Genomic DNA, 18,553 nt, shown 5'->3' on the forward strand with positions numbered 1-18,553 from the left:
CTGCAGCGGCGTGGGCCGTCGGGTCCGGCGCCGGCCTTGTGCGGTCCGCGCCATCCGGCCCGGTCCGGCCGCTACGGCCTCAGCCTTGTGGCGCCGTCGTGCTCGCCAGTGCCGCGGACAGTTCCTTGGCCACCGTCTGTAGCACGGGGACGATCTTCTCCGTCGCCGCCTCCGTGACCCGGCCCGCCGGGCCGGAGATGGAGATCGCCGCGGCGGTGGGAGAGTCGGGCACCGAGACCGCCAGGCAACGGACGCCGATCTCCTGCTCGTTGTCGTCCACCGCGTAGCCGGCGCGGCGGACCTGCTCCAGGGCGCCGAGGAACTCCTCAGGAGTGGTGATCGTCTTCTCGGTGGCGGCCGGCATGCCGGTGCGCGCCAGCAGGGCGCGCACCTCCTCGGGCGGCGTGTGGGCGAGGAGCGCCTTGCCCACACCGGTCGAGTGCGGCAGCACCCGTCGACCGACCTCGGTGAACATCCGCATCGAGTGTTTCGAGGGCACCTGTGCCACGTAGACGATCTCGTCGCCGTCGAGGAGCGCCATGTTCGCCGTCTCCCCCGTCTCCTCCACGAGCCGGGCCAGGTAGGGGCGCGCCCAGGTGCCGAGCAGCCGGGAAGCGGATTCGCCGAGACGGATCAGCCGGGGCCCGAGGGCGTAGCGCCGGTTCGGCTGCTGGCGCACGTATCCGCAGGCGACGAGTGTGCGCATGAGCCGGTGGATGGTGGGCAGCGGGAGTCCGCTGCTCGCGGAGAGCTCGCTCAATCCGACCTCGCCCCCGGCGTCGGCCATCCGCTCGAGCAGGTCGAAGGCACGCTCGAGGGACTGCACTCCGCCGCTGTTGGCGGCGGGCTTGGCGGCGTCGGGGGTGCTGGCGCTGGACGTCGACACGTCAACGGTCCTTTCAGGCGGGCGGGCGAGGCAGCAGCCTACCGGGCAGGGGTGGGGTGCACACCGCTCGTGCTGGGCCCGTCCTCGCCGGTCAGCGAAGCCGGTCCCGGTGTCACACACTCCCCGGGGCAGAGCCTCCTGGCGGTCCGCCGTACGGAGCTACGTCTCTTTCTTCGGAATCTACATTCCACTTTGTGGAACTGTCCAAGGTTTGTGCGCAGCGGCCCGCTCGAAGGGGTGGGGCCTTGACGGGGTGGGGCCCGAGGAGAAGACTTCTTCAACAGTTCGTTGAATTCCGCTGGTGCGGACGTGACGGAAGTGAGGGGCAGCGTGTCCGATCCGGACGTGGACCTCGTACTGCGCTCGACGCGTGTCATCACCCCCGGGGGCACGCGCGCCGCATCGGTCGCCGTCGCCGGCGGGAGGATCTCGGCCGTGCTGCCGCACGACGCCGCGATCCCGGCCGGGGCACGGATCGAGGACGTCGGTGACCACGTGGTCCTCCCCGGCCTCGTCGACACGCACGTCCACGTGAACGATCCCGGCCGCGCCGAGTGGGAGGGGTTCTGGACGGCCACCCGTGCCGCCGCGGCCGGCGGGATCACCACGCTGCTCGACATGCCCCTGAACTCCCTCCCGCCGACCACCACGGTCGCCAACCTGCGCACCAAGCAGGAGGTGGCCCGGCCGAAGGCACACATCGACACCGGCTTCTGGGGAGGTGCCGTCCCCGGCAACACCAAGGATCTGCGTGGGCTGCACGAGGCGGGGGTCTTCGGCTTCAAGTGCTTCCTGTCGCCGTCCGGCGTCGACGAGTTCCCCGAGCTCGACCGGGAACAACTCGCACGCTCCATGACGGAGATCGCGGGCTTCGGCGGTCTGCTGATCGTGCACGCCGAGGACCCGCACCAGCTGGCCGCCGCGCCGCAGCGCCAGGGCCCCAAGTACGCCGACTTCCTCGCCTCCCGCCCCCGCGACGCCGAGAACACCGCGATCGCCCACCTGATCGCCCAGGCAAGGCGGCTGGATGCCCGGGTGCACGTGCTCCACCTCTCGTCCTCCGATGCATTGCCGCTGATCGCCGCCGCGAAGGCGGAGGGCGTGCGGATCACCGTCGAATCGTGCCCCCACTTCCTCACCCTCACGGCAGAGGAAGTCCCCGACGGTGCCACCGAGTTCAAGTGCTGCCCGCCGATCCGCGAGGCGGCGAACCGGGACGCCCTCTGGCAGGGGTTGGCCGACGGAACGATCGACTGCATCGTGTCCGACCACTCGCCGTGCACCACCGACCTCAAGACCGCCGACTTCGCCTCGGCCTGGGGCGGAATCTCCTCGCTCCAGCTGGGACTCCCGGCCGTCTGGACCGAAGCCCGTGGACGCGGACACACCCTGGAGGACGTCGCCCGCTGGATGTCGGACGCTCCGGCCAGGCTCGCGGGCCTCGCCCGGAAGGGGGCCGTCGAGGCGGGCCGGGACGCCGACTTCGTGGTCCTCGCCCCCGACGAGACCTTCACCGTCGACCCCACCGAACTCCACCACCGCAACCAGGTCACCGCCTACGCGGGGAAGACCCTGCACGGCGTCGTGAAGTCGACATGGCTGCGCGGCGAGCGGATCGTGGAGAACGGGACCCTCGCCGAGCCCACCGGCCGGCTCCTCGAAAGGAACGACTGACATCGTGGCGATACCGTCCTTCTCCGGCAACGCGAAGCCCTACGGCGGCGGCGACCCGTACGCCGACTACCGCACCGCGGACTTCCCGTTCGCGGACTGCGCCAACCTCGCCGACCGCCGGCTGGGCGCGGCCGTCATCGCCGCCAACGACGAGTTCTTCGCCCAGCGGGAGAACCTCCTGATCCCCGAGCCGGCCGTGTTCGACCCCGAACACTTCGGTCACAAGGGCAAGGTCATGGACGGCTGGGAGACACGCCGGCGCCGCGGGGCCTCGGCGGAGCAGCCGTGGCCCACGGACGACGACCACGACTGGGCCCTGATCCGCCTCGGTGCACCCGGCGTGGTCCGCGGCATCGTCGTCGACACCGCCCACTTCCGGGGCAACATGCCGCAGGCCGTGTCGGTCGAAGGCGCCTGTGTCGAGGGGACCCCCACCTCACACGAGCTGCTCTCCGACGAGGTCAAGTGGACGACCCTGGTCCCGCGCACTCCGGTCGGCGGGCATGCGGCGAACGGATTCGAGGTCACCGTCGAACAGCGTTTCACCCACCTCCGTCTCCGCCAGCACCCCGACGGCGGCATCGCGCGGCTGCGGGTGTACGGCGAGGTCGTACCGGACCCCCGGTGGCTCGCCGCGCTGGGCACCTTCGACGTGGTCGCGCTGGAGAACGGGGGCTCGGTCGAGGACGCCTCCAACCGCTTCTACTCGCCTCCCGCCAACACCATCGGCCCGGGACGCTCCCGCAAGATGGACGACGGCTGGGAGACCGCCCGCCGTCGGGACCGGGGCAACGACTGGATCCGCTACCAGCTGGTCGCCCGTTCCGAGATTCGTGCCGTCGAGATCGACACCGCGTACCTCAAGGGGAACGCGGCGGGCTGGGCATCCCTGTCGATCCGGGACGAGGGAGCGGGCGAGAACACGCAGTGGACGGAGTTCCTGCCGCGCACCCGCCTCCAGCCGGACACCAACCACCGCTTCGTGCTGGACGCGCCGGTGGCCGGTACCCACGTGCGGATCGACATCTTCCCCGACGGCGGTTTCTCACGGCTGCGACTGCACGGTTCGCTCACCGAGGAGGGCGCGGCGCGCCTGACCGCCCGTCATCAAGAGCTCGGCGGCTGAACCGTCGCAGGCGACGAGCGCACCACGAGAGGTGACGTGCGGGGGTGTTCCGGACCCGTGGCCGGGGCACCCCGCGCAACCGTCAGGGCAGCGTGACGGTCGTCGACGGGCGACTCCGTGCCCGGGCCGCCACGACGACCCGGTGCTCATCGGGGGCGCCACCACGTGCGTCGCCTCCCCGGGGGGCGCGGAACCGGTCCCGCGCGGTCAGCGCTGTCGGCGCGCGCAGCACCGGCGGAGGCCCGGCCGTCCGGCCCCTTCGGCGGTGCCGAGAGCCGCGTCCGCGGCTTCGACGGATTCCGTCGGGAGGGCCCGCTGTGCGCGCGGCCGGTCGTTCGTCGCCCGATCTTCTGCACGGCCCACCTCGCCCGCCCGCAGGTGATCGCGTCCGAACCCGGCGGGGGTCCCGCGGGGCGAACGCCCCGCGTACCCCGTTTCCGGCGGTCACCCGTGCCACCTCGGCGTCCGCCCCCCTTGCCTGTCCGTCACCCCCCTCGTTCGGCCGTCTGCCGTCGACGCGTCGCCGTGGCACCCGTGCCGGCCGGGCCGGGGAGGGCACGCTGGCGGTGACCGGTCACCGATGACTCCTGCGGGGCGGGGGAGTCAGCGAACGAGAGTGCACCGGGGCGACGCAGGCCGGGCCGTCCGGAGCGACGGCGTCCGCCGGCACCGACGGAAAGGCGACCACCATGGCAAAGCTCACCTTCACCCAGTTCCTGACCCTGGACGGCGTGTACCAGGCGCCCGGCGGTCCGGACGAGGACCGGCGGGGAGGGTTCGAGCACGGCGGCTGGAGCTTCCCCTTCGCGGACGAGGACTTCGGTCGCTTCGTCTCCGGGGTTTTCGACCGTGTGGGGGCGTTCCTCCTGGGCCGCCGCACGTACGAGATCTTCGCTGCGTACTGGCCCAAGGTGACGGACGAGACGGACCCGGTGGCAGCGCGCCTCAACGCGCTCCCCAAGTACGTGGTCTCCAGGACCCTCAGGAAGGCGGACTGGAACAACTCGACGGTCGTCTCCGGCGACGTCGCCGAGGAAGTCGCCCGGATCAAGGAGCGGACCGGAGGGGAGTTGCAGATCCACGGGAGTGGCGCGCTCGCCAGGTCGCTGATGACCCACGGCCTCATCGACGAGCTCAACCTGCTCGTCTTCCCGGTCGTGCTGGGCAGCGGGATGCGGCTGTTCACGGACGGCACGCCGCCCACCCGCTTCGCATCCATCTCGTCGTCGACCACGGGCAAGGGCGTCGCCATCCACACCTACCGGACCGCGGGCCGGCCCGAGTACGGGACGTTCGCACCCGGCGAGTGAGGGCGGAGCGGGGCGCGCCCGACCCCGTTCCGCCCCGCCGCCCGGTGCTGCGCGCAGCGCCGGCGCCCTGTGCCTGCCGGTCCGTCAGGAGCACCGGTCCAGTGCCTCGCGGGCGGCCGCGGCGGCCGCTTCGCGGTCACGCGGGACCACACCGATGCGCGTGCGCCGATCCAGGACGTCGGACACGTCGAGCGCCCCCTCGTGGCGGACGGCCCAGACCAGTTCGGCGCCGGTGACCGGGTGACCGGGCACCACGGGCTCGGCCAGGGCAGGGTCCTCGAGGCCGAGCGCGTGGACGGCCGGAGCCTCGGCTCCGTAGCGGCGCACCAGGCGCCGGGGCGCGTCGAGCGTCGCGAGCGTGCCGGGCCGGGCGGCCCCGACCAGCGGCAGTGACGCCGTGCGGCACGGTCCGGCGCCCAGTCCGCGTGCGGCGACTGCGGCGTCCAGCGCGTCCTGGGCCATTCGCCGGTACGTGGTCAGCTTCCCTCCGACGATGGTGACGACGCCGTCCGGCGACGTCAGCACGGCGTGTTTGCGCGAGATGTCCGCCGTGCGGCCGGAGCCTTCCGGACCCGAGGCGTCCAGGAGCGGCCGCAGCCCGGCGAACGCCCCCACCACGTCGTCACGGCCCACGGAGACGTCGAGTGCCGAGCCGAGGACGTCGAGCAGGAAGCCGATGTCCGTCTCGGGCACTTCGGGGACGTCCGGCACCGGTCCGTCGACGGGCTCGTCCGTGAGCCCGACGTACACCCGTCCGTCTCCCTGGGGCAGGACGAGGACGAAGCGGTTGGTCTCCCCGGGGACGGGGATGTGCAGGCCCGCCGTCAGGCCCCCGAACGCCTCCGAGCGCAGGACCAGGTGCGTGCCCCTGGACGGCCGGAGCCTGATGTCCTCGACGAGCCCGCCGGCCCAGACCCCGGTGGCGTTGACGACGGCGCGTGCCCTGATGTCCAGCTCCTCGCCGGTGAGTTCGTCGCGCACCCGGGCCCCCGCCCCGTGGAGGGACAGGGCGCGCACCCGGGTCAGGATCCGGGCGCCGTGCGAGGCGGCGGTCCGTGCCACGGCGGTGACCAGCCGGGCGTCGTCGGTGAGCTGTCCGTCCCACGAGAGCAGGCCCCCGCGCAACCCCGACGGCCGCAGCGCGGGTGCCATGTGCCGGGTCTCCACCGCGGAGAGCGTGCGCGGCGCGGGCAGCGTCGAGCGTGAGGTACGGGCGGCGACCCGCAGGAGATCGCCGGCCCGGAAGCCCGCCCAGGCCAGCGCGGCCTGGGCGCGGGGGACGAGCGGGGTGAGCGGCAGGACGAACGGCTGGGCGCGCACCAGGTGCGGGGCGGTGCGCTCCATCAGCACACCGCGCTCCACGGCGCTCTCGTGTGCCACGTCGAGCTGGGCGTTGGCCAGGTAGCGCAGCCCTCCGTGGATGAGTTTGGAGCTCCACCGGGACGTGCCGAACGCCATGTCGTGCGCGTCGATCGCGGCGACGGTCAGTCCGCGCGAGGCGGCGTCGAGGGCGGCTCCGGCGCCCGTCGCACCGAGGCCGACGACGAGGACGTCGACCTGCGTGCCGTCGGCGAGTCCGGACAACTCCTCGGTACGGCGGGAGGCGTTCAGCGAAGACGTGGCCCGGGAGGGGCGGCTCGGGCGGCTCATGGCGAAAGGGTCCTCTCCAGAAGGGTCCGCAGCTCTTCGAGGAAGGCCGCGTCGGTGAGTTCGGGGTCCGCCTCGTCGGTCATGGTGCGCAGCGAGAGGGTGAAGGACTGCACGATCAGCAGCAGGGAGCGCGCCTGCAGGTCGGGGTGGACCGCGCGGACAGAACCGTCGGAGTGCCCCTCTTCCAGGGCGCCGGTGATGAGCCCCAGGAGGGCGTCCTGGCTGGCGCCCCGCCGGTCGAGCACGTACGGCAGGAGCAGCTCGGGGTCCACGTCCAGGATCTTGTGGAAGAGCGGATGGGCGCGGAACGCCGCGACCCCGGCGACGAGGCCGTCCACCAACCGCGCCCGGGTCGGTTCGCCCGGGACGCGTTCCTGCATGGTGCCGACGGCGAGGGCGATCCACTCCCGCGTCATCAGATCGCCGACCAGGGTCCGTACGTCGGGCCAGCGGCGGTAGAGGGTCATCCGGGACACCCCGGCGCGCCGGGCCACGTCGGTCAGCGTGGTCCGGCGGACTCCGACGGCCAGGACGCAGTCGCGTGCCGCGTCGAGCACGGCATCTCCGTCCGAATGGTTGTGACGAATGGGCGTCATCTGTCACAGTGTAATGCCAGTGCAGGCCGCGTGGCGCGGCGCCCGCGAAACCGACGGTGAGGAAACAACCCAAGTGGACATGTTGTGGAGCGGCTGGGGCGACCCGGCCAAGGCGACCCCGCTGCCCGATTCGGTGATCGGCCTGCTGCGCGACCTGCTCGGCGTCATCCCGCGAAAGACGGGTCCGGCCTCCATCGACGCCATCGAGGTGCCCGAGTCCCCGCTGGCCGACGACGCCCGCCAGGCACTGTCCGACTGCCTCGGTGACGAGGCCCACGTGCGGACCGACGCGGAGAGCCGCATCCGCCATACCCGGGGCAAGTCCACCCCCGACCTGTTGCGCATCCGCGCGGGCGAGGTGGCGGACGTCCCGGCCGCCGTGGTGCTCCCGGGAAGCCACGACGAGGTGCTTGCCGTCCTGCGCGTCCTCGCGGACCACGGCTTGGCCGCGGTGCCCTTCGGCGGCGGAACCTCCGTCGTCGGCGGGCTCGCCCCGCAGGGCAAGCGCTCCTTCGTCGCACTGGACCTGCGCCGGCTCGACCAGTTGCTCGACCTCGACGAGGTCTCGCGCACCGCCACCCTGCAGCCCGGTCTGCGAGCGCCCCGGGCCGAAGCACTGCTCAACGAGCGGGGCTTCACCCTGGGCCACTTCCCGCAGTCCTTCGAATGGGCCTCGATCGGCGGCTTCGCCGCGGCCCGCTCCAGCGGTCAGGCCTCGGCGGGATACGGGCGCTTCGACGAGATGGTGCTGGGGCTGACGGTCGCCACGCCCGAGGGGACGCTGGAGACGGGTCGCGCACCCCGCTCGGCGGCCGGCCCCGACCTGCGACAGCTGGTCCTCGGCTCCGAGGGCGCCCTCGGGGTGATCACCTCCGTGACCGTCCGGATCCGCCCGCTGCCCGAGACCCGCGTCTACGAGGGCTGGCGCTTCGCGTCCTTCGAGGCGGGCGCAGCGGCCCTGCGTGCGCTGGCCCAGGACGGACCGCGCCCCACGGTTCTGCGGCTGTCCGACGAGACCGAGACCTTCATCGGCCTCGCGCAGCCCGACGAGATCGGAAGCTCGGACGCGCCCCAGGCAGCGGGGTGCATGGCCATTGCCGGCTACGAGGGCACGCCCGAGGACACCGCGGACCGCCGGGCCCGCGCTCGCGAGGTGCTCCTCGCCTGCGGCGGCGAGTTCGTCGGCGAGGAGCCCGGCGAACGGTGGGCCCACGGCCGTTACAACGCCCCCTACCTGCGTGACGCGTTGCTCGACGCGGGCGCCTTCGCCGAGACCCTGGAGACCGCGGCCTTCTGGTCCGCCCTGCCGGAGCTGTACGCGTCGGTGCGCCAGGCGCTCACCACCACGCTGACCGACACGGGTACGCCGCCGCTGGTCATGTGCCACATCTCACACGTCTACGAGAACGGCGCTTCGCTGTACTTCACCGTCGTCTCAGCGCAGGGCGAGGATCCCGTCGCGCACTGGGCCCCGGCGAAGGCGGCCGCCAACGACGCGATCCTTGCAGCCGGCGGCACCATCAGCCACCACCACGGCGTCGGCACCGACCACCGCGACTGGTACACCCGTGAGGTCGGCCCGCTCGGGATCCGTATGCTGCAGGCCGTCAAGGCCGAGATCGACCCGTCCGGGACCCTCAATCCCGGCGTGCTCATCCCCGTCCGCTGACCGGCTCCTGCCTTCCGAAAGGCGCGCACATGCGACAGTTCACCGCCGTCGTCAACCCCACAGCGGGCGGGTCCAGCGGTACGGCGGCCCTGCTTCCGCTTGCCCGACTCCTCAGGGAGGCCGGAGCCCCGCTCGACACGCAGTACAGCAGGAGCCTGGAGCACGCCCGGGAGCTGGCACGGGAGGCCGGTCAGCGCGGACACGTCGTGCTGGCCGTGGGCGGCGACGGCATCGCCGGCGGGGTCGGCGGGGCGCTCAGCGGCACGGACACCGTGCTCGGCCTGGTTCCCGCCGGGCGGGGCAACGACTTCGCCCGGGCGCTGGGGCTTCCCACCGATGCCCCGTCCCTTGCCGAGGTGCTGCTGAACGGCGCGCCCCGCGCCGTCGACGCCATCGAGGTCGAATCGGCCGTGCACGCGAAGACGTCCGTGCTGGGCAGCGTCTACGCGGGTGTCGACGCGGTCGCCAACCGGTACGCCAACACCTCCCGGTTGCTGCGCGGCGCCGCCTCGTACTACGCGGGCGGCCTGCGGGCGGTGGTGGGCTGGCGGGCCGCGGCGTACCGCATCACGGTGGACGGCGAGGAGTACGAGCGCCGCGGCTACACCGTGGTCGCCGCCAACTCCGGTTACTACGGCTTCGGTCGCAACATCGCGCCCGGCGCCCGTCTCGACGACGGCGTGCTGGACGTCGTGGTGATCCGGCAGGCACCCAAGCGGCTGTTCTTCGCCATGATGAACGAGTTGAGGACCGGCGAGCACCTCAGGCGCCCGGAGGTGGAGGTGCTCCGCGGCAAGGAGGTCCGCATCGAAGCAGACCGGCCCGTGCCCTACGGCGCGGACGGCGAGGTGGACGCCACGCTCCCGGTGACGGTGCGGGTGCAGCCCGGCGCGCTCAACGTGCTGGTCTGACGCCACGGGGAGCGCAGGGAGCGGCGCGCCCCGCCGGGCGGGTGGGCACGGGGCGGCCCTGGTGCGGGCCGCCCCGTGCCGTGTCCTACTGCTCGCGCATGCCCCACGGGGAGCCGTACGCCTCCAGCATGTCGAGGAACGGACGCGCCTCGAAGGCCTCCGGGCCCAGGATGCCCTTCCCCGCCCACGCCCCGGTCGCGACGAGCTCGAGGGCGACCACCGGGTTGACGGCCGTTTGCCAGACGACGGCCTGGCTGCCGTACTCCCGCATCGACCACTCGTTGTCGACGACGTGGTACAGGTAGACCTCGCGCGACTCGCCGTCCTTGGTGCCCTTGACCCAGGTGCCCGCGCAGGTCTTGCCGCGCATCCGGTCGCCGAGCGTGGCCGGGTCGGGTAGACAGGCCGCGACGACGTCGCGGGGTGAGACCCGGACCGGTCCCCCCTCGCTGCGCACCGTGACCGGATCGGTCTTGTCCAGGCCCACCTGGTGCAGGACCTGCAGGGTGTTGATGAAGTCGGAGCCGAGTCCGTACTTGAACGTGACGCGCTCCGCTTCGACCCAGCGGGGGATCAGCAGTACTTCCTCGTGCTCGACGTTGACGCACTCGACCGGTCCGATGCCCTCCGGGAAGTCGAAGACCTCCGGTTCGCTGAACGGCGGCGTCGTGAACCAGCCGCGGCCGGTCTCGTAGACCACCGGAGGGTTGAGACACTCCTCGATCGTGGTCCAGATACTGAACGAGGGTGCGAAGTCGTAGCCCTCGACGGTGAGGTTGGCGCCGTCCCGGACCCCGATCTCCTCGATGGAGTCGAAGAGCTCGTCGGCGGCGTACCGGGCGAAGACGTCGGACAGACCAGGCTCCACCCCCATGCCCACCAGGGCCAGCCGCCCGGACTCCTCCCACCTGCCGGCCAGTTCGAACTGCTCGTCGCCGAGCTTGACCCCGCACTCCTCGTACGGGCGCTCCGCATGTGGGCGGGACAGGGACATGGCCATGTCCACGTAGTGGGCGCCGGCGGCGAGCGAGGCGCGGAACAGCGGCATGACGAACCGCGGGTCCGTCGCGTTGAGCAGGACGTCGCAGCGTTCCTGTTCCAGCAGTGCGGTGACCGCGGCCTCGTCCGACGCGTCGACGCGGGCGGCGGTGAACCGGTCGCCCCCGCCCGTCGCGGTGCCGGCCACGGCGGCCACCGCGGCTTCGGCACGGGCCTCGTCGTAGTCGGCGACGACCATCCGCTCGAAGAATCCGCGGCGGGCGGCGATCCGGGTGATGGCCGAACCCACACCACCGGCGCCGATCAGCAAGATGCGCATAACCAGGTCCCTTCCCTGTGTTCCGAGGACTCTCCCGGTGCACCGATGAAACTCACCGGCGACTGGTATCGTCAATGCTGTTGGCGTAAGAATCGCGTGACGGAGAAAGGCCAGGCCAATGCCGAAGAAGGTGGTCGCAGAGTCCGAGCGCCGTCGCCGTCGTCCCACCAAGACGGGTGTGGTCCTTTCGGAGCAGCTGATCGTGACGACGGCGCTGCGGATGCTGCGTGAGCACGGCGCAGACGGGCTGACCGCACGCCGGCTCGGCGTCGCCCTCGGCGCCGATCCCAGCACGCTGTACCGCTACTTCCGCGGCATGGACGAGCTGACCCTGGCGGTCGGTGACGAGCTGATCGGCCGCGCCCTGCGCGGTTGGGCAGCCACCGGCGACTGGCAGCGTGACCTGCGCGAGCTGGGCCTGCGCATCCACGCGGCGTACCTGGCCCACCCGCAGGCCGCCGTGCTCACGGCGAGCAGGGTCTCGGGCCGCGCCCACGAGATCGCGGCGGACGAGACCATCCTCGGCGTGCTGCACGGGGCGGGATTCCCCACGCCGGTCGCGGTCCGCGTCTACCACTGCTTCATCGACCAGGCACTGGCCTTCGCCGCTCTGGACGCCGCGACGCTGGCGCTGCCGGAGGCGGCCCGCCGGTCGGACGAGACCGTGTGGCGGGCGACGTACGCCGCACTGCCGGCCGACACCCATCCGCACATCGCCCCGGCAGCACCGCACCTGATCGAGGAGATGAACGTCAGCGCCTATCCGGCGACCCTCGACATGCTCATCGACAGCGCCGCGGGACAGCTCGCGCGCCTCGGGTCCGCAGCCCCTCCGGCTGCGGTCCGCGACCACCGGGGAGGCGAGGAGGCGGGGGACCAGGCGGACGAAGACCTCCCGGCCGGCCAAGCCGGGTGAGTGCGTGATCGCAGCGGAGACCCCGGGAAGGCCAACCGGCCGTCGGACAGCTCGCGGATCACGCCAAAGCCGTCCGTGACGAGCAGGGCCGGACCGATGGGCTCGAGAATCCTCCGCACGGCGCGATCGTCGCCAACCGAGGGCCGGGCCCCGTGACCGTCGGCGGACCGTTTCCGCCGCGACGGAAGTCCCGGCACCTGCGACTTTGGTAGCCCCTGCCGCCGCTTAGGTAGCCGTCTGCCGGCGCGGGGCGGCCGAGCCGTCCCGGGCTGCGTAGGGTGGGACGCCATGACCAGCACGGAATACCCCTGGCTGCTGCCGTCGGCCATCGCCGATCCACTGACCCAGGAGCTGCCCGGCGACCGGGGCAGGGAGCGGCCACGGCGTACCGTGCGCGACTGGATCGTGGACACGATCGCCTTCCTCTTCTCGGTCGGCGTCTGGATGCTCGTGGTCGACGCCGCCGAACAGGGCGGTACCCACACGGTGATGGCGGTGGCCGACCAACTGGTCGGCGCTGCGGCCTGCTGCGCGGTGTGGTTGCGGCGCCGGTGGCCCGTGCAGCTCGCCGTGGCGCTGAGTGTGGCGTCCATGCTGGTGCCGCTCGCCGGGGGCGCGTTCCTGTTCAGCCTGTTCAGCCTGGCCGTGCACCGGCCGTTCCGACCGGTCGCCGCCGTCGCCGCGCTGGCCGTGGTGTCCTCCGTCGCCCAGCCGTTCGTACGGCCCGAGACGGGTGCTGCCGTGCTGGCGGAGATCGTCGGCGGTATCGTGCTGCTCCTGCTCGTCCTGGGCTGGGGCATGCTCGTGCGCTCCCGGCGCCAACTCGTGGTGGCCCTCCGCGAACGGGCCCGCCGTGCCGAAGCCGAGGCGGAACTGCGCGCCCAGCAGGCCCAGCGGCTCGCCCGTGAGGCCATCGCGCGCGAGATGCACGACGTGCTCGCCCACCGGCTGACCCTGCTCAGCGTCCACGCCGGCGCCCTGGAGTTCCGCCCCGACGCACCCACCGCAGAGATCGCCCGCGCGGCGGGCGTCATCCGGGACAGCGCCCACGAGGCGCTCCAGGACCTGCGCGAGATCATCGGCGTGTTGCGCCGCTCGGACGACGACCGGGAGGACGCCGACCGACCGCAGCCCACCCTCGCCACGCTGGGTGCGCTCGTCGACGAGTCCCGCCTGGCGGGCATGGACGTGGCCCTCGACAACTCCATCGAGGAATCGACCGCGGTCCCCGCGTCCACTGGCCGCACCGTCTACCGCATCGCACAGGAGGGCCTCACCAACGCACGCAAGCACGCGCCGGGTGCCGAAGTCACCGTCACCGTGACCGGTGGCCCCGGCGAGGGAGTCACCGTCGCCGTATGGAATCCAGCCCCCGCCGGCCCGGGCGGTGGGGTCCCCGGCTCCGGTCAGGGCCTGATCGGACTGACCGAACGCGCCATGCTCGCGGGCGGCCGGCTGGAGCACGGGCCGACGGGCGACGGTGGGTTCGCCGTACGATCCTGGCTACCGTGGCCTGCATGACCATCCGGCTGCTCATCGTCGACGACGACCCACTCGTCCGTGCTGGACTCACCTTCATGCTCGGCGGAGCCGAAGACATCGAGATCGTGGGTGAGGGAACCGACGGCTTCGAAGTCCCCGAACTGGTGGACCGCTTGCGGCCCGACGTCGTCCTGATGGACATCCGGATGCCGCACGTGGACGGGCTCACCGCCACCGAGCGGCTGCGGAACGGCCCCGAGACCGCCGAAGTGATCGTCCTGACCACCTTCCACGCCGACGAGCAGGTGCTGCGCGCGCTGCGGGCGGGGGCGGCCGGATTCGTCCTCAAGGACACCCCGCCCGCCGAGATCGTCGCCGCCGTGCGCCGGGTTGCCGCCGGCGATCCCGTGCTCTCACCGGCCATCACCCGGCAGTTGATGACGCACGTCGCAGGGCCCGTACCCGGAGACCGGCCCGAGAGGGCCCGCGAGCGGCTCGCCGTCCTCGCCGGTCGAGAGCGGGAGGTCGCCAGAGCCGTCGGCCGCGGCCGATCCAACGCCGAGATCGCGACGACCCTGTACATGAGCGTGCCGACCGTGAAGACCCATGTGTCGCGGATCCTGGCCAAACTCGGCCTCAACAACCGTGTCCAGATCGCGCTGCTGGTCCACGACGCCGGGTTCCTCGACGAAGGGGCCGCGTCCTAGGGTGACGTGATGCCGGTCATCGATCTCAGGCAGTTCGGGGCGGACTTCACCGCCGACCCTTACCCCTACTACGCGAAGCTGCGCGACGCCGGTCCCGTCCACGAGGTGATCACACCGGAGGGCGACCGGGTGTGGCTCGTGGTCGGTCATGCGGAGGCCCGGGCGGCGCTCACCGACCCCCGGCTGGTGAAGTCACCCGACACCCCGGGGGTGTATTTTCCCGACAGGGAGCTGGTCGAACGGCACATGCTGTTCGCCGACCCGCCGGACCACACCAGACTGCGGCGGCTCGTCGCCAAGGAGTTCACCGGGCGCCGGATCGAGGCACTGCGACCGCGCGTCCAGCAGATCACGGACGAGATGATCGACGGCATGCTCCCCGCCCGGCGCGCCGACCTGGTCGATGCACTCGCCTTCCCCCTGCCCGTCATCGTCATCTGCGAGCTCCTGGGCGTCCCGGCGGCGGACCGCGACCGGTTCAGGCGGTGGTCCAACGAGATCGTGGCCCCGACCGGTCCCGCGAGCCGGAACGCCGCCCGCCGTGAACTCGCCTGCTATCTCGATGAGTTAATCGAGGACAAGCGCTGCGCCCCGCCGACTGACGACCTGGTCTCGGCCCTGCTGCGGTCCCGGTCCGAGGACGGGGACCGGCTGTCGGCGTCCGAACTGCGGGCCATGGCCCACCTGCTGCTCATCGCGGGCCACGAGACCACGGTCAACCTGATCGCGGGCGGGATGCGGGCACTGCTCCGCCATCCGGACCAGCTGGCCGCCCTGCGCGCCGACTTCGGCCTGATCGACGGCGCCGTCGAGGAGATGCTGCGCTACGAGGGCCCGGTGGAGAACGCCACCCTGCGTTTCACCCGGGAACCCGTCCCCTACGGAGACGTGGTCGTCCCGCAGGGCGCGGTGGTCCTCGTCGGTCTCGCGTCCGCCGACCGCGACCCCACCCGCTTCCCCGACCCGGACCACTTCGACATCCGCCGCGCCGGAACGGGTGCTCGGGGTGGGGGGCACCTCGCGTTCGGACACGGCATCCACTACTGCCTGGGCGCACCGCTCGCCCGGTTGGAAGGCACTGTCGCGGTCCGCACGCTTCTCGAGCGCCTTCCCGGGCTCGCCCTCGACTCGGGCGAACGGCCCGAGTGGCTGCCGGGGATGCTGATGCGGGGGGTGCGCCGGCTGCCCGTCCGCTGGTGACGGCCCCGGGCGCCGCTGGTGACGGCCCCGGGCACCGGGAGTCCGGCGCCCGGGGTGCGCACCGGCTCAGACGCCGGGGATCTCCTCGAGCCGCACCGGGCGGTGCTCCCGCCGCGACAGCTCGCAGGCCTCGGCGATGCGCAGGGCTTCCAGGGCTTCGCGCCCGTCACACGGGTTGTCCCGTTCCCCGCTCGCGACCTGGATGAACGCGTCGAGTTCGGCCTCGTAGGCCGGGGCGAAGCGTTCCAGGAATCCGGGCCACGGCTTGTCCGCGGGCGGCGGGCCCTTGGGCTCGGTGGAGGTGATGGGCGTGTGGTCGTCCAGCCCCACGGCCACGGTGTCTGCTTCTCCGCACAGCTCCATCCGCACGTCGTAGCCCGCGCCGTTGCAGCGGGTGGCCGTGGCCGAGGCCAGGACCCCGTCGTCCAGCGTCAGTACGGCCGCCGCCGTGTCGACGTCGCCCGCCTCCCGGAACATCCCGGGCCCGGCGTCCGACCCGGTTGCGTACACCTCCACGACCTCGCGCCCCGTGATCCACCGCAGGACGTCGAAATCGTGGACCAGGCAGTCGCGGTAGAGCCCGCCCGACAGCGGCAGGTAGGCGGCCGGTGGGGGAGCCGGGTCGGAGGTGATGGCCCGGACGGTGTGCAGACGACCGAGCCGGCCCGAGCGGACCAGGTCACGGGCGTTGGCGTAGCCCGCGTCGAAGCGGCGCATGAAGCCGAGCTGGAGTACGGTGCCCGCGCTCTCCACCTCGCGCAGCGCACCGAGCGTGCCGTTCAGGTCCAGCGCGATCGGCTTCTCGCAGAAGGCGGGGAGCCCGGCGCGGGCGGCCCGGCTGATCAGATCGGCGTGGGCCGAGGTGGCGGAGGCGATGACGACGGCGTCGACGCCCCACTTGAAGACCTCGTCGACGGAAGGGGCCGCGGTGGCGTCGATACGGGCCGCGACCTCCCGCGCCCGCTGGGCGTCGGTGTCCGCGACCACCAGGGCGCCGACCTCGCGGTGGCGACTGAGGACGTCAGCGTGGAAGGCGCCGATACGTCCGGTTCCGATGAGTCCGATGCGCATGGCCCCAAGGTGAGGTGCACCCCGTAGCCCTGTCAAGCATTTGTCCTGACAATCGAACGACACAACTTCCCGTCAACAGGCCCGGCGACTACTCTCGCAGCGTGCCCAAGCAGCCCAGAGGAATCACGGAAGCCACGGTGTCGCTCCAGCTGAGCGTGGACCGGACGAGTCCGGTCCCGCTGTACTTCCAGCTGTCCCAGCAGCTGGAGGCGGCGATCGAATGCGGAACGCTCACGCCCGGCAGTCTGCTCGGCAACGAGATAGAGCTGGCGGGGCGGCTCGGGCTCTCCCGGCCGACCGTGCGACAGGCCATCCAGTCGCTGGTGGACAAGGGGCTCCTGGTGCGCAGGCGAGGCGTCGGGACCCAGGTCGTGCACAGTCAGGTCAAGCGTCCGCTGGAGCTCAGCAGTCTCTACGACGACCTGGAGGCGGCCGGTCAGCGCCCCGCCACCCGGGTGCTCGGCAATGTCATCGAGCCCGCCACCGCCGAGGTGGCGGCCGCCCTGGGGATCGCCGAGGGCAGCGAGGTCCATCTGGTCGAACGGCTGCGGTCCGCGCACGGTGAGCCGATGGCCCACCTGCGCAACCACCTGCCTGCCGGGCTGCTGCCGCTCGACTCGGAGGAGCTGGAGTCCACCGGGCTGTACCGCATGATGAGGGCTGCCGGGATCACCCTGCACAGTGCCCGTCAGTCGGTCGGGGCCCGCGCCGCCACCGCCGACGAGGCCGGGCTGCTGGCCGAGGTCGAGGGCGCCCCGCTGCTGACGATGCAGCGCACCACGTTCGACGACACGGGGCGACCGGTCGAGTTCGGTTCCCACGTCTACCGGGCGTCGCGTTACGCCTTCGAATTCCAGCTGCTGGTCCGTCCGTAAAGGATCTTGCGGGGCAAGCCCTGCGTAAGAATGTTCGGACAAAGTATTGACGGGCTCGTTGTGCCCCCGTAGAAACTCACCCAGCCGCAATCGGGCGGCCGGGAGAGTAAGGCGGACCCACCATGCGCACACCCCGCACGGCAGCAGTCCTGCTTGCCGCGATCGCACTCGCCGCAGCCGGATGCAGCAGCACCGGCGGCAAGGGCTCACAGGAGAAGGCCGACGGCGCCTCTGGCGGCGGCAAGGCGGCGTCGACGCCACGGCTGAAGCTCGCCATGGTCACCCACTCCGGCGAGGGCGACACCTTCTGGGACATCGTCCAGCGCGGCGCCAAGGACGCCGCGGCGAAGGACAACGCCGAGTTCCTCTACGCGGCGAACAAGGAAGGCAAGGAACAGGCCAGTCTGGTCCAGGCGTACATCGACCAGAAGGTCGACGGCATCGTCGTCACGCTGGCCAAGCCGGAAGCCGTGAAGGCCGTGGTCAAGAAGGCCGTTGCGGCCGGCATCCCCGTCGTCACCATCAATTCCGGCGGACAGTTCTCGGCCGAGGTCGGTGCGCTCAGCCACATCGGCCAGGACGAGTCCGTGGCGGGCGAGGCCGTCGGCGAGGAGCTCAACAGGCGGGGCAAGAAGAAGGCGGTCTGTGTCATCCACGAGCAGGGCAACGTCTCGCTCGAGGAGCGCTGCGCGGGGGTCAGGAAGACCTTCAAGGGGTCCGTCGAGAACCTCAATGTCGACGGCACCAACATGCCGGGCACCACTTCCTCCGTCGAGGCGAAACTGCAGAGCAGCAAGGACATCGACGCGGTGGTCACCCTGGGTGCCCCCTTCGCCGCGGCGTCGGTGCAGGCCAGACAGACCGCGGGGAGCAAGGCCGAGATCGACACCTTCGACCTGAACGCCGAGGTCGTCAAGCGGCTCAAGGCCAAGGAGGTCGGTTTCGCCGTCGACCAGCAGCCGTACCTCCAGGGTTACCTCGCCATCGACGAGCTCTGGCTCAACAAGACGAACGGTAACGTCATCGGCGGCGGCAAGCCGGTGCTCACGGGACCTGCTCTGGTGGCGGAGAAGGACGTCCCCGCGCTGGAGAAGCTCACGGCCGACGGCACCCGATGACGAACACGAACACCTACCTGGCCACCGCCCCCGTGATCGGACTC

16 protein-coding genes are annotated in these 18,553 nt (G+C 72.0%); 11 read left to right on the top strand and 5 right to left on the bottom strand.

Annotation, left to right across the window (positions count from 1 at the left end; translation table 11 throughout):
* Window positions 1-79 precede the first annotated feature (79 nt).
* Window positions 80-886: an IclR family transcriptional regulator gene (locus ACFXOM_RS10130; RefSeq protein WP_384944357.1), complete on the bottom strand. Its 807-nt coding sequence runs from the start codon at window positions 884-886 to the stop codon at window positions 80-82.
* Window positions 887-1,216: 330 nt separating this feature from the next.
* Here ACFXOM_RS10130 and allB point away from each other — a divergent pair, with 330 nt between their 5' ends.
* The 3 genes from allB (at window position 1,217) to ACFXOM_RS10145 (ending at window position 4,996) form a co-directional block, all read left to right on the top strand.
* On the top strand, window positions 1,217-2,560 hold the full coding sequence (gene allB / locus ACFXOM_RS10135) for an allantoinase AllB (RefSeq protein ID WP_384934327.1): 1,344 nt from the start codon (window positions 1,217-1,219) through the stop codon (window positions 2,558-2,560).
* A 1-nt stretch (window position 2,561) separates the two neighbouring features.
* Window positions 2,562-3,686 (top strand): allantoicase, encoded by a 1,125-nt coding sequence (alc, locus tag ACFXOM_RS10140; protein WP_384934528.1) that lies wholly within the window; start codon window positions 2,562-2,564, stop codon window positions 3,684-3,686.
* Between the two features lie 689 nt (window positions 3,687-4,375).
* On the top strand, window positions 4,376-4,996 hold the full coding sequence (locus ACFXOM_RS10145; protein WP_384934329.1) for a dihydrofolate reductase family protein: 621 nt from the start codon (window positions 4,376-4,378) through the stop codon (window positions 4,994-4,996).
* 84 nt (window positions 4,997-5,080) lie between these two features.
* On the opposite strand, the gene ACFXOM_RS10150 is transcribed toward ACFXOM_RS10145, so the two are convergent.
* Window positions 5,081-6,646: a glycerol-3-phosphate dehydrogenase/oxidase gene (locus ACFXOM_RS10150; protein ID WP_384934332.1), complete on the bottom strand. Its 1,566-nt coding sequence runs from the start codon at window positions 6,644-6,646 to the stop codon at window positions 5,081-5,083.
* Entirely contained in the window at window positions 6,643-7,242 is a 600-nt protein-coding gene (locus tag ACFXOM_RS10155; protein ID WP_384934335.1) for a TetR/AcrR family transcriptional regulator, read from the bottom strand. Before ACFXOM_RS10155 ends, ACFXOM_RS10150 begins: the two co-directional genes overlap by 4 nt.
* Window positions 7,243-7,315: 73 nt before the next feature.
* On the opposite strand from ACFXOM_RS10155, the gene ACFXOM_RS10160 reads away from it, so the two are divergent.
* Window positions 7,316-8,911: an FAD-binding oxidoreductase gene (locus ACFXOM_RS10160; RefSeq protein ID WP_384934337.1), complete on the top strand. Its 1,596-nt coding sequence runs from the start codon at window positions 7,316-7,318 to the stop codon at window positions 8,909-8,911.
* A gap of 29 nt (window positions 8,912-8,940) precedes the next feature.
* Entirely contained in the window at window positions 8,941-9,822 is an 882-nt protein-coding gene (locus ACFXOM_RS10165; RefSeq protein ID WP_384934340.1) for a YegS/Rv2252/BmrU family lipid kinase, read from the top strand.
* 85 nt (window positions 9,823-9,907) lie between these two features.
* On the opposite strand, the gene ACFXOM_RS10170 is transcribed toward ACFXOM_RS10165, so the two are convergent.
* Complete coding sequence (locus ACFXOM_RS10170) at window positions 9,908-11,140, bottom strand: saccharopine dehydrogenase C-terminal domain-containing protein (protein ID WP_384934343.1); 1,233 nt, start codon at window positions 11,138-11,140, stop codon at window positions 9,908-9,910.
* 118 nt (window positions 11,141-11,258) lie between these two features.
* On the opposite strand from ACFXOM_RS10170, the gene ACFXOM_RS10175 reads away from it, so the two are divergent.
* The 4 genes from ACFXOM_RS10175 to ACFXOM_RS10190 all read left to right on the top strand — a co-directional run bounded on the left by ACFXOM_RS10175 (window position 11,259) and on the right by ACFXOM_RS10190 (window position 15,445).
* Window positions 11,259-12,056 (top strand): TetR/AcrR family transcriptional regulator, encoded by a 798-nt coding sequence (locus ACFXOM_RS10175; RefSeq protein ID WP_384934346.1) that lies wholly within the window; start codon window positions 11,259-11,261, stop codon window positions 12,054-12,056.
* A gap of 288 nt (window positions 12,057-12,344) precedes the next feature.
* Window positions 12,345-13,577, top strand: a complete 1,233-nt coding sequence (locus ACFXOM_RS10180; protein ID WP_385037604.1) for a sensor histidine kinase — start codon at window positions 12,345-12,347, stop codon at window positions 13,575-13,577.
* Window positions 13,574-14,245, top strand: coding sequence for a response regulator (locus tag ACFXOM_RS10185; protein WP_384934352.1), 672 nt, complete (start codon window positions 13,574-13,576; stop codon window positions 14,243-14,245). The genes ACFXOM_RS10180 and ACFXOM_RS10185 overlap by 4 nt, the downstream gene beginning before the upstream one ends.
* A 9-nt stretch (window positions 14,246-14,254) precedes the next feature.
* Window positions 14,255-15,445, top strand: coding sequence for a cytochrome P450 (locus tag ACFXOM_RS10190; RefSeq protein ID WP_385037607.1), 1,191 nt, complete (start codon window positions 14,255-14,257; stop codon window positions 15,443-15,445).
* Window positions 15,446-15,511: 66 nt separating this feature from the next.
* Here ACFXOM_RS10190 and ACFXOM_RS10195 read toward each other — a convergent pair whose 3' ends face one another.
* The gene (locus ACFXOM_RS10195; RefSeq protein WP_385037610.1) at window positions 15,512-16,516 is read right to left on the bottom strand and encodes a Gfo/Idh/MocA family oxidoreductase; all 1,005 of its coding nucleotides are present in this window, start codon (window positions 16,514-16,516) and stop codon (window positions 15,512-15,514) included.
* Window positions 16,517-16,671: 155 nt separating this feature from the next.
* Between ACFXOM_RS10195 and ACFXOM_RS10200 the strand changes: the two genes are divergently transcribed.
* Window positions 16,672-17,391, top strand: coding sequence for a GntR family transcriptional regulator (locus ACFXOM_RS10200; RefSeq protein WP_384934531.1), 720 nt, complete (start codon window positions 16,672-16,674; stop codon window positions 17,389-17,391).
* Window positions 17,392-17,513: 122 nt separating this feature from the next.
* A complete protein-coding gene (locus ACFXOM_RS10205; RefSeq protein ID WP_385037613.1) occupies window positions 17,514-18,509 on the top strand; it encodes a substrate-binding domain-containing protein in 996 nt (331 codons plus the stop codon).
* Window positions 18,510-18,553 lie beyond the last annotated feature (44 nt).

The sequence above is a fragment of the Streptomyces sp. NPDC059169 genome (assembly GCF_042755225.1).
Taxonomy (GTDB): Bacteria; Actinomycetota; Actinomycetes; order Streptomycetales; family Streptomycetaceae; genus Streptomyces.